General features: G+C 61.7%; 9 protein-coding genes and 1 tRNA gene. 2 read left to right on the forward strand and 8 right to left on the reverse strand.

What is annotated here, in order from left to right; genetic code table 11:
• Positions 1-39 precede the first annotated feature (39 nt).
• The 3 genes from ACT9T4_RS18085 to uvrB all read right to left on the reverse strand — a co-directional run bounded on the left by ACT9T4_RS18085 (position 40) and on the right by uvrB (position 4266).
• Positions 40-1653 (reverse strand): FMN-binding glutamate synthase family protein, encoded by a 1614-nt coding sequence (locus tag ACT9T4_RS18085; protein WP_499118263.1) that lies wholly within the window; start codon positions 1651-1653, stop codon positions 40-42.
• A gap of 79 nt (positions 1654-1732) precedes the next feature.
• On the reverse strand, positions 1733-2254 hold the full coding sequence (locus tag ACT9T4_RS18090) for a nucleoside 2-deoxyribosyltransferase (RefSeq protein ID WP_499118265.1): 522 nt from the start codon (positions 2252-2254) through the stop codon (positions 1733-1735).
• Positions 2251-4266 carry an excinuclease ABC subunit UvrB gene (gene uvrB, locus ACT9T4_RS18095; RefSeq protein WP_042553081.1) on the reverse strand — a complete coding sequence of 672 codons (2016 nt, stop codon included), beginning with the start codon at positions 4264-4266 and terminating at the stop codon, positions 2251-2253. Before uvrB ends, ACT9T4_RS18090 begins: the two co-directional genes overlap by 4 nt.
• A gap of 187 nt (positions 4267-4453) precedes the next feature.
• Between uvrB and ACT9T4_RS18100 the strand changes: the two genes are divergently transcribed.
• Together ACT9T4_RS18100 and ACT9T4_RS18105 are read left to right on the forward strand one after the other, a co-directional pair.
• A complete protein-coding gene (locus ACT9T4_RS18100; RefSeq protein WP_499118267.1) occupies positions 4454-5650 on the forward strand; it encodes an amino acid aminotransferase in 1197 nt (398 codons plus the stop codon).
• 67 nt (positions 5651-5717) lie between these two features.
• Positions 5718-5793 (forward strand) — tRNA-Asn (locus tag ACT9T4_RS18105).
• 677 nt (positions 5794-6470) lie between these two features.
• On the opposite strand, the gene ACT9T4_RS18110 is transcribed toward ACT9T4_RS18105, so the two are convergent.
• The 5 genes from ACT9T4_RS18110 to fliS all read right to left on the reverse strand — a co-directional run bounded on the left by ACT9T4_RS18110 (position 6471) and on the right by fliS (position 11723).
• Positions 6471-7880, reverse strand: a complete 1410-nt coding sequence (locus tag ACT9T4_RS18110; protein ID WP_499118269.1) for a sigma-54-dependent transcriptional regulator — start codon at positions 7878-7880, stop codon at positions 6471-6473.
• 2 nt (positions 7881-7882) lie between these two features.
• The gene (locus tag ACT9T4_RS18115) at positions 7883-9088 is read right to left on the reverse strand and encodes a sensor histidine kinase (protein ID WP_499118271.1); all 1206 of its coding nucleotides are present in this window, start codon (positions 9086-9088) and stop codon (positions 7883-7885) included.
• Positions 9089-9311: 223 nt separating this feature from the next.
• Entirely contained in the window at positions 9312-10784 is a 1473-nt protein-coding gene (locus ACT9T4_RS18120) for a sigma-54 dependent transcriptional regulator (RefSeq protein WP_042553085.1), read from the reverse strand.
• 235 nt (positions 10785-11019) lie between these two features.
• Positions 11020-11316, reverse strand: coding sequence for a flagellar protein FliT (locus ACT9T4_RS18125; protein WP_179538693.1), 297 nt, complete (start codon positions 11314-11316; stop codon positions 11020-11022).
• A 26-nt stretch (positions 11317-11342) separates the two neighbouring features.
• Positions 11343-11723 carry a flagellar export chaperone FliS gene (gene fliS, locus ACT9T4_RS18130; RefSeq protein ID WP_042553087.1) on the reverse strand — a complete coding sequence of 127 codons (381 nt, stop codon included), beginning with the start codon at positions 11721-11723 and terminating at the stop codon, positions 11343-11345.
• Between the last annotated feature and the right edge of the window lie 113 nt (positions 11724-11836).

Consider the following 11836-nt stretch of genomic DNA (forward strand, 5'->3'; position numbering starts at 1 on the left):
ATGGCTCCAGAGCGGCGCCCGCGCGGCCGTGAGCAGACCCTAGCCAGGATAGGCCTCGAAGCTGTCTGCCCGTGCCATCTGCCACATGCGCCCGTAGAACTCACCCTCGATATGCGCATTCAGTAGCGCGCCAGGCTTGAGGAATACATGCAACTGCGAGTAGAGCTTGATCTCGCTGGCCGACATGCGCCGCACCAGATGCCGTGCTTCGAGCTGCGACGGATGGCTCAGGCCTGCGGCCGCCAGCATCTCGGCGAGCCCCTTGAGGGTGTTGCGATGAAAACTGTGTACGCGCTCGGCCTTGTCAGGCACCACCAGCGCACGTTGCCGCAAAGCGTCCTGGGTCGCCACGCCGGTCGGGCACTTGTTGGTGTGGCAGCTCTGGCTCTGAATACAGCCCACAGCGAACATGAAGCCGCGGGCCGAATTCGCCCAATCGGCACCAAGCGCCAGAACGCTGGCGATGTCGAATGCACTGACGATCTTGCCGCTGGCGCCGATGCGAATCTTGTCGCGCAGACCACAGCCGACCAGGGTGTTGTGCACGAACAGCAGGCCTTCGCGCAGGGGCACGCCGATATGATCGGTGAACTCCAGAGGCGCGGCACCGGTACCGCCCTCTGCGCCGTCGATGACGATGAAGTCCGGCAGGACGCCACTCTCCAGCATGGCCTTGGCAATGCCCATGAACTCCCAGGGATGGCCCAGGCAAAGCTTGAAGCCCACCGGCTTGCCGCCGGACAGTTCGCGCAGTTGAGCGATGAACTGCATCATCTCCAGCGGCGTGGAAAAGGCACTGTGCCGTGAGGGTGACACGCAATCCTCCCCCATGGGCACGCCACGGGTAGCGGAAATCTCTTCGGTAACCTTGTGCTTGGGCAGGATGCCGCCATGGCCAGGCTTGGCGCCCTGGCTGAGCTTGATTTCGATCATCCGCACCTGAGGACTTTGTGCCTGGGTGGCGAAACGCTCGGGGTCGAACGCACCGGCCGCCGTACGGCAGCCGAAATACCCGCTGCCCAGCTCCCAGACCAGATCACCGCCGTGCTCGCGGTGATAGGGGCTGATACTGCCCTCCCCGGTGTCGTGATAGAAGTTGCCGCGCTTGGCGCCCTGGTTGAGCGCACGAATGGCATTGGCACTGAGCGAGCCAAAGCTCATCGCCGAAATATTGAATACCGACGCCTCGTAGGGCTGCCGGCATTGCGGCCCACCGATCATCACCCGGAAACCGCAAGGATCGCTGACCGGTGCCGGGCGCATGGAGTGGCTGATGAACTCATAGCCGGACTGATAGACGTTGATCAGGGTGCCGAACGGCTTGTCGGCGCCTTCGTTCTTGGCTCGCGCATAGACCAGCGAGCGCTGGGCTCGCGAAAATGGCAGCTCATCCTCGTCGGCCTCCAGCAGGTACTGGCGAATCTCGGGGCGAATGGCTTCGACCAGATAGCGGATATGGCCGAGAATCGGGTAATTACGGCGTACCGCATGGCGCCTCTGCAGCACGTCGGTGATGCCAACCAGGCTCAGAAAAGCACCGATCAGGGTGAACATCCATAGCCATTCATGGGCGCCAACCCATGGCAGGCTGGCCAGGGTAAAGAGCACACAGAAAGCAAAAAAGGCGTAACGGTTCAACAGCGACAGGCTCACGGGACATCCTTATCTTGAGTAAGGTTTCCCAAGCATACACCCCTGACAGCGGATGAGCGGTCGCCAAGCCCGCCTCGGTTCAGCGGCGGCTGGCAGCCAGGCCGAGCAGATAATCGTGCAGCGCCGGCACGGCCCGCTCGACACTGTCGCTGCAGCCGGCCCAGGAACAGGCCAGCATCAGGTTGCGCGGCAGGCCGAAATCCTCGATCAGGAAGCCCTCGGCGTCACGTCCCCGAGCGTCTCCAGGCAACCACTCACGCATGCTGCCCTGGGCCTGAAAGTAGGCCCAGACGGGCTTGCCGAGGGCTACCGCTGCACCGATTTCGAAGGCCGTCCCGGAGTCAGGCTCGAAGCCTCTGAACAGGTTCAGGTTGGCCAGCACGGCATCCGCCTCGCGGATCATCGCCAGGTTCAACCGACATATCTGCGCCGCGCATTCGGCTGGCGCGAGATCGGCCGCGACCTCGTTATCGAATGGATAGAGGCCCTGCATGCCTTGCTCACGGCACAGACGCTTCAGGTATTCGCCATGCTCGACCGCATCGCGCCTGAACACGTCGAAACCGGCCAGGTAGATACGCGGTTTGCCAACTCCACTCATACCGCCAGTAGCCGCTCACGGAGTTTCTGAATGTCGTCACGCATCTGCGCAGCTGCCTCGAACTCCAGATCGCGTGCCAACTGGTACATCTTCTCCTCCAGTTGACGAATACGCTTGGTGATCTCGGAAGGCGAGCGCAACTCGGCTTCGTAACGGGCGCTTTCTTCCGCCGCCTTGGCCATGCCCTTGCGTTTGTTGCTGCGCGCGCCAGGCACCACGGCCCCTTCGAGGATGTCCTTGACGTCCTTGAAGACGCCCTTGGGCACGATGCCGTTGGCCTCGTTGAAGGCCACCTGCTTCTCGCGGCGCCTTTCGGTTTCGCCGATGGCGCGCTCCATGGAGCCGGTCATGCGATCGGCGTAGAGGATGGCATGACCATTGAGGTTACGCGCCGCTCGGCCAATGGTCTGGATCAGCGACCGCTCGCTGCGCAGGAAGCCTTCCTTGTCGGCATCGAGAATCGCCACCAGCGCCACTTCGGGCATATCCAGGCCCTCGCGCAGCAGGTTGATGCCGACCAGCACGTCGAAGGTGCCGATACGCAGATCACGGATGATTTCCACCCGCTCCACGGTGTCGATGTCCGAATGCAGGTAGCGCACCTTGACGCCGTGATCACCCAGGTAGTCGGTCAGGTCCTCGGCCATGCGCTTGGTCAGCGTGGTGACCAGCACGCGCTGCTCGAGGGCGACACGCTTGTGAATCTCCGAAAGCAGGTCATCGACCTGGGTGCGCGCCGGGCGCACCTCGACTTCGGGGTCGACCAGACCGGTCGGCCGCACCACCTGCTCGATCACCCGGCCGGCATGTTCGGCCTCGTAGGGCCCAGGCGTGGCAGAGACGAAGATGGTCTGCGGGCTGGCTGCCTCCCACTCTTCGAAACGCATCGGCCGGTTATCCAGCGCCGACGGCAGGCGGAAGCCGTACTCGACCAGGGTTTCCTTGCGCGAGCGGTCGCCTTTGTACATCGCGCCGACCTGCGGCACGCTGACGTGGGACTCGTCGATCACCAGCAAGGCCTCGGCGGGCAGATAATCGTAGAGCGTCGGCGGTGGCGCCCCCGAATCGCGCCCCGAGAGGTAGCGCGAGTAGTTTTCGATGCCGTTGCAGTAACCCAGCTCGAGGATCATCTCCAGATCGAAGCGGGTGCGCTGTTCGAGGCGCTGCGCTTCGACCAGTTTGTTGGCGCCACGCAGGTAGTCCAGACGATCCTTGAGCTCGACCTTGATCTTCTCCATCGCCTCGAGCAGCGTGTCGCGCGGCGTCACGTAGTGGCTCTTGGGGTAGAAGGTGAAACGCGGCAGGCGGCTGATCACTTCGCCGGTCAGCGGATCGAAGGCGCTGATGTTCTCGACCTCGTCATCGAACAGCTCGACGCGGATCGCCTCCAGGTCGGATTCGGCCGGAAAAATATCGATGACATCACCGCGCACCCGGAAGGTTGCGCGGGCGAAATCCATGTCGTTGCGGGTGTATTGCAGCTCTGCCAGGCGGCGCAGTAGCGCACGCTGATCCATCTTGTCGCCCCGGTCGAGGTGCAGCACCATTTTCAGGTACTCCTCGGGACTGCCCAGACCGTAGATCGAGGAAACGGTACAGACCACGATGACGTCCTTGCGCTCGATCAGCGCCTTGGTCGCCGACAGGCGCATTTGCTCGATGTGGTCGTTGATCGACGCATCCTTCTCGATGAAGGTGTCCGACGACGGCACATAGGCCTCGGGCTGGTAGTAGTCGTAGTAGGAGACGAAGTACTCCACCGCGTTGTTCGGGAAGAACGACTTGAATTCGCCATACAGCTGCGCGGCCAGGGTCTTGTTCGGCGCCAGCACCAGCGTTGGTCGTTGTACCTTGGCAATGACGTTGGCGATGCTGAAGGTCTTGCCGGAGCCCGTCACGCCGAGCAGCGTCTGGTGCGACAGGCCTGCCTCCAGGCCCTCGATCATCTGCCGGATCGCCTCGGGCTGATCGCCGGCGGGCTGGAAACGGGTGACCAGTTGGAACTCGGACATAAATACCTCAAAAGGCTGTGACGCCGCGAAAGAGCTGGCGTCATACCTGGTGTACGCTGTCGCGACACAGAATATGGGCCGCTATACTAACGGCCCGCTTGCGCAACCCCTAGTCTCAGTTGCCGGGGTTGCTCTAAGAACGTAAATCGGTTTCTAAACCCACCCTCACTACAGAGCTGCCGCCCTCATGAGTCTGTTCTCCGCCGTCGAAATGGCTCCGCGCGATCCTATCCTGGGCCTCAACGAAGCATTCAACGCCGATACACGCACGGACAAGGTCAACCTTGGCGTGGGTGTCTACACCAACGAAGAAGGTCGCATTCCCCTGCTGCGTGCCGTGATCGAAGCGGAAACCGCATTGACCGCCGCCCACGCACCCCGTGGCTACCTGCCGATCGAAGGCATCGCTGCCTACGACAAGGCCGTGCAGAAACTGCTGCTGGGCAACGACTCGCCACTGATCCAGCAAGGCCGCGTGATCACTACCCAGGCCATCGGCGGCACCGGCGCTCTGAAAACCGGCGCTGATTTTCTCAAGCGCCTGCTCCCCGACGCGACCGTCGCCATCAGCGACCCGAGCTGGGAAAACCACCGCGCGCTGTTCGAAACCGCTGGTTTCCCAGTGCGCAACTACCGCTATTACGATGCCTTCAGCAATGGCGTCAACCGTGGCGGCCTGCTCGAAGACCTGAAGAACCTGCCGGCTCGCTCCATCGTCGTCCTGCATGCTTGCTGCCACAACCCTACCGGTGTCGATCTGACGCCCGAAGACTGGCAAGCGGTGCTGGAAATCGTGCGCGAGCGTGAACATGTGCCCTTCCTCGATATCGCCTATCAGGGTTTCGGCGACGGTATTGAAGAAGACGCCGCCGCGGTGCGTTTGTTCGCCCAATCTGGCCTGACCTTCTTCGTCTCCAGCTCGTTCTCCAAATCATTCTCGCTGTACGGCGAGCGTGTCGGCGCCCTGACCATCGTCACCGGCGACCAGGAAGAGACCGGCCGCGTGCTGTCGCAGGTCAAACGCGTGATCCGCACCAACTACTCCAACCCGCCGACCCATGGCGCCAGCGTAGTCGCTGCCGTACTCAACAGCCCTGAGCTGCGCGTGATGTGGGAAACCGAACTGGGTGAAATGCGCGATCGCATCCGCACCATGCGCCTGGCCATGGTCGAGCAACTCGCTGCACTGAACGCCAAGCGCGACTTCAGTTTCGTCGCCGAACAGCGTGGCATGTTCTCCTACTCGGGGCTGACCACCGAACAGGTCGAGCGCCTGCGTAGCGAGTTCGGCATCTACGCCGTGGGCACCGGCCGCATCTGCGTGGCCGCACTGAACACCCGCAACCTGCCAGTCGTCACCAAGGCCATCGCCGAAGTGCTTTGAGTGGCTGGAGGGGAAGCAGGCAGATGCTTGACTTCCCCTTCGTAATCAGTAGGATACGCGTCGTTGTTCCGCGATAGCTCAGTCGGTAGAGCAAATGACTGTTAATCATTGGGTCCCTGGTTCGAGTCCAGGTCGCGGAGCCAAATTCAAGAAACCCGGCCAATCGGCCGGGTTTTTTATTGCCTGCGACTCTCCCAGGGACTGCATCCCAGGCTATTCGCTTCGCTCACTCCCACGGTGCCGCGCTGAAGCGCGTTCAAACGTAGGGTGGGCTTCAGCCCACCCATACCGCCAAGCGCGAGGAGCGACCTGATAATTCGTTCACGCCACGGACAAGCTGGCGATAGCGGATATTCGATGTGGTGGGCTAAAGCCCACTCTACTGCACTCACTCCCACGGGGCCGCGCTGAAGCGCGTTCAAACGTAGGGTGGGCTTCAGCCCACCAATATCGCCAAGCGCGAGGAGCGACCTGATAATTCGTTCACGCCACGGACAAGCTGGCGACAGCGGATATTCGATGTGGTGGGCTAAAGCCCACCCTACTGCACTCACTCCTACGGGGCCGCGCTGAAGCGCGTTCAAACGAAGGGTGGGCTTCAGCCCACCCATACCGCCAAGCGCGAGGAGCGACCTGATGATTCGTTCACGCCACGGACAAGCTGGCGACAGCGGATATTCGATGTGGTGGGCTAAAGCCCACCCTACAGCGGGGGTAGCGACGCCTGGCTTGGTGGTGTAGCTGGCGCGTAACCCACCATACGATAGCTGCCTAGAACGCATGCAGGACTACGGCACGCTTTCAGAGCGCTTGCTCGCGCTCAGCTCGCGTAGAGATAGGCCTCGACATCCATACCGGCGTCACGCATCTGCGCAAGCTTGTAGCGCAACGTGCGGGGGCTGATGCCGAGGCGCTCCGCGGCTTCCTTGCGGCGGCCTCGCTCGGCGCGCAGGATGTCGATGATCACCTGATACTCACGGCGGCGCAGATCCTCACCCAGCGCCCCATCCGCCACGACAGGCTCAGGCGCAGATGGCGCTGCCATGCTCTGCACCACAGCCAACTGCGGCTGGGCGACCTGGGGCGGCTGAGCGAGGCCGATCGGCGCGGTCAGACACAGGTCGTGAGGCTCGATGACGCCATTTTGCTGAAGAATGACCGCACGCTGGATGGCGTTGTCCAGCTCACGCACATTACCCGGCCAGGGATGGCTGGTCAGGCAGGCGACCGCCTGAGCGGAGAGGCGCAGCGGCGCCAGATTCATCTTGCCGACGTACTTGGCCAGCAGTCGCTCCGCCAGGGGCAGGATATCCGCCGGACGCTCACGCAGTGGTCGCCAGGCCAGTGGAAATACCGAGAGGCGGTAGAACAGATCCTCACGGAACCGCCCTGCCGCGACCTCAGCAGCCAAGTCACGGTTGCTGGTAGCAAGCACCCGAATATCCAGACTGATCGGCTTGCGCGCCCCGACCCGCTCGACCTCGCGCTCCTGCAGCACACGCAGCAGCTTGGCCTGCAGGGCGAGCGGCATCTCGGAGATCTCATCGAGCAGGATAGTGCCGCCCTCGGCCAGCTCGAACTTGCCCGGCGCACTGGCAACGGCTCCCGTGAACGCGCCCTTCTCGTGACCGAACAGAGTGGCTTCGAGCATGTTGTCCGGAATCGCTGCACAATTGATGGCCACGAACGGTCCAGCCGCGCGCGGCGACTGTTGATGGAGATAACGGGCCAGCACTTCCTTGCCGGTACCGGACTCCCCCGTGATCAGCACGGTGGAATCGCTACGTGCCACCCGCGCAGCCAGCTCCAGCAATTGTAGGCTGGCTGGTTCACGTGCCACGGGCCCGTCTTGCTCGAGCCCACCCGCACGGCCCAAGGCATGCCGTGCGACCAGCGCCAGCAGCACCTTGGGCTCGAACGGTTTGACCAGGTAATCGGCCGCACCGCGGCGTATCGCCTCGACCGCACGCTCCACAGCCGCGAACGCCGTCATCAACAGAACCGGCAATTGAGGCTGGCGCTCACGAATCGCAGCCAGCAGCCGATGGCCGTCCATGCCAGGCATGTTCACGTCGCTGATCACCAATCCGAAGGGTTCCTCGGCGATGGCAACCAGCGCCGCTTCGGCGCAGTCGACCGCTCGATAGTCATAGCCACCCAGCTCAAGGGTATCGGCCAGGGCCTCGCGCAGCGCGCGGTCGTCTTCAACCAGCAGGACTTTGGCAGCCATGGTCACTCCTGAATCGTGGGATGCGCTGACTTGATCAGCGGCAAAATCAACAAGGCACAGGTACCACGCCCTGGCCGCGAATGCAGTTGCAGCTCACCCTGGTGAGCTCTGGCAACGGCCTTGACCACTGCCAGCCCAAGGCCGGTTCCGGTGGTTTTGGTGGTGAAGAACGGTTCGCCCAGACGCGCCAGGGTTGCATCGTCGATACCGGGCCCGTTGTCACTGATGCACAAGCGCAAGGTGTCGCCACGCACATAGGCATGAACCTTGAGGCGCGCGCCCTGCCCCGCCGCCTGAATGGCGTTTTCCACCAGATTGAGCAGCGTGCCGACCAACGTGTCGCGGTTACACAACAGCTCGCCGCGCCAGGCGTCGCACTGCCAGCGCACGTCCACACCCTGCACCAGCGACTCGCCTGAGCGCCTGAACGCATCGAACAGCTGGCCCGGGGACAGACGATCCGACAGCGGCAGCTCACCACGGGCAAACACCAGCATGTCGCGCACCTGATGCTCCAATTCGTGCAGCCGCTCCTTCAGGCGACCTGCGAAACGCTGCTGCTGCTCCACCGGCAACACCTGATCGGTCAGGTGACTGGCGTATAGCAGCGCGGCGGACAACGGCGTACGCACCTGATGCGCCAGGGAGGCAACCATGCGCCCGAGGGCGCTCAGGCGTTCGTGGCGAGATAACTGATCCTGCAGACGACGGGTTTCCGTCAGGTCGGTAAGCAGGACCAGTTGCCCTGGTTCGCCCTGCAGCGAGCGCGTGGATATCGACAGACGCCGGCCATCGGTCAGCGAGATCTCATGACCATCGTCCTGTCGAGGCGCAAAACGCTGCGCGATCACTTCACGCCAGAGCCTGCCGAGCAGCGGCTCACCGAGCATGTCACGGGCAACGGGATTGGCCTCACGCACGACGCCGTGGCCATCGATCACCACCACGCCTCCGGGCAGCAGATCCAGCAGACTTTGCAGGCGATGAGCGAGGCGCTCTTTCTCGTTCAACTCCTGAACGCGCTGCTCACTGACCTGGGCCAGTTGACCAGTCAGTTCATTGACGCGATTTTCCAGAAGGCTGTAAGAGCTGCCAAGCCGACTCGACATCTGCTCGAACAAGGCCAGCGACTGCTCCAGATCCCCACGTTCCGCCCGCGCGGGCGCCGTGGGTTCGATCTGGGCATGTAGATGCGGGCTTGGTTTCATTGCGCTCTCTCGCGTGGCGAGCCGTCATGGAACGGTCAGTTGCCAAGGAGATAGCAATACTCATGCCTGAAAATAAAAACCTTTATTTTCAGGCAGATAGGGATTCATTGAGCGGGGCGCCGTCAATCGACTGACTGACAGGTCGTGCATTCTTGCACTGCCAGGAATCTGGCCCAAGGGCGGCAGCAGATCGCTGAGCCGCCATCTCGCTTCGGCCAGCGACCTACTCGTCGCCGGCCTCGTCCTCGCGCCGGCTCATGCCGTACTTGCGCATCTTCTCCACCAGGGTGGTACGACGAATGCGCAGCCGCTCGGCAGCACGCGCCACGATCCCGCCAGCGTCATCCAGCGCCTGCTGAATAAGACCCTGCTCCAGATTACCGAGGTAATCCTTCAGGTCCAGCCCCTCGGCAGGCAGCATGGCCGACGACCCCAGGCTTGGCGAAGCGGAGGTCAATACCGCACGCTCATCGAGCTCCTCGCGCAGGCTGGCCGCCATTTGCTCGTCTTCATCATCCACATGGCGGAATTTCTTCGGCAGCTCGCCAACGCCAATGACCCCATAGGGGTGCATGATCGCCATGCGCTCGACCAGGTTGGCCAGCTCACGGACGTTGCCCGCCCAGTCATGTCGGCAGAGCGACATGATCGCTGCCGAATTGAATCGAATGGAGCCGCGCTTCTCGTGCTCCATGCGCGAAATCAATTCGTTCATCAGCAACGGAATATCTTCGATGCGCTCACGCAACGGCGCCATCTCGATGGGGAACACGTTGAGACGGTAATACAGATCCTCACGGAAACTGCCACCCTCGATCATGTTCTCGAGGTTCTTGTGCGTCGCGGCGATGATTCGTACATCGGCATTCTGGGTCTTGTTGCTGCCCACACGCTCGAAGGTGCGCTCCTGCAACACACGCAGCAACTTGACCTGCATAGGCAGCGGCATGTCGCCAATCTCGTCGAGGAACAGCGTACCGCCATTGGCCAGCTCGAAACGCCCGGCACGGCTGGTGATTGCGCCGGTGAAGGCACCCTTCTCATGGCCGAACAGTTCACTTTCCAGCAATTCCGCGGGAATCGCGCCGCAGTTCACTGGCACGAAGGGCGCTTCACGGCGCTTGGAATGGTAATGCAGGTTGCGCGCAACCACTTCCTTGCCGGTGCCCGACTCGCCGAGGATCAGCACGCTGGCTTCGGTATCGGCCACCTGCTGCATCATCTGCCGCACCTGCTGAATGGCCCGACTGGTGCCTACGAGGCTGCGAAACAGGTTCGGCTCGCGCTGCCGACCACGCTCGCGAGCCTGGTCGTACATTTCGCGGTACACCTGGGTACGGTGCAGAGAATCCAGCAGCTTGTTGTAGCTGGGCGGCATTTCCAGCGTGGCGAGCACGCGACGGCGAAATTCTTCCGGCCATTCGGTGATGGCATGCTCGTCGATCAGCAGCACAGGGAGAAACTCATCCCATGCAGCGAACTGCTTGAGCAGGTCCAGGGCTCCACCCTTGAGCCGGACCTCGCCGAGCAATACGCCAAGCACGACTCTGCTGGATTCCAACTGATCGGCCATCTCGCGCCAATCGCCACTGCCGCAGGCCAGATGATCCTCGCCGAGAAAATTGAGGATCACCGATACATCACGGCGTCGCTCGAGGTTGTCATCAATCAGCAGGAGTTTGGTTTCACGCCACATAGTTGGTCTGGCCCAGAAAGAAAAAGCCACCTAACGCCTTTTAGCGCCAGCATTTGGCCAGCAGTTAAGACAATTATTGGCGCTTAGTCAATTTTATGGCGTGTTTTTTTGTTAACTAAAAAATTGGCGGGGTGATATTTCGCGACAGCTGGTGGATTCATCCCGGTGCAGGGGTGAAGTCATGCGATGACGGGCAAGGCGCGGATCGCCTCGGCCCATGATCTGATTAGGCAGATCAGCCGAACAGCTGATAGACCTTAGCGCCTTGTTGCGACTGATTCAATTGAATCAACTCACCGGCCAGCCGCTGACGTTCGACCTGACAGGCACTCACCAGATCCTTGTACAGATCCAACAGTTCCTGCATACGAGCGCGCAAGGCGCCGTCGTCATCCGCGGCATCGACCATTGCCTCTTCAACAGCCTGGCGGCACTGCAGGTCCAGTTCACCGATGGCAGCCCAGTCCTGGGTGGACAACGCCTGACGCATGGCGCTACCGGTGCTCTGCAAGCGCTGAACAGATGTATTCACGGGGATGCTCCTTTCACGCGTGCCTGTCACTGGGCGATTGCGTCCCAGCCGGTTTTTACATTACGCAGCAGACCGGCAACTTCATCGAGCGGCTCGACGCTGTTCTTCAGATTAGCTTCGAGCAAACGACGGGTCATGTAGTCGTACAGGTTATCCAGATTCTCGGCCAGTTCGCCACCCTGCTCCAGGTTCAGACCAGCACGCAGGCCACCGATGATGCCGATGGCCTTGCCGATCAGTTCACCCTTCATCGCGAACTGCTCACGCTCCATGGCACCACGCGCCTGAGCCAGACGAGTCAGGCCACCTTCCATCAACATCTGGATCAGACGATGCGGACTGGCATCGACGGCCTGAGCCTGAGTGTTGACGTTTTGATACTGACGCATAGCGGCCATGGCGTTCATGCTGATGTACTCCAGTGTACAGCGGGAATACTTAATGTATCGGCATGGCGGGCGTGAGCTTTAGCGGGGATTAATCATTAATGTAGATTCCAAGTCACACCATGAAACTGGCT

The organism is Pseudomonas sp. SZ40, from assembly GCF_052958135.1.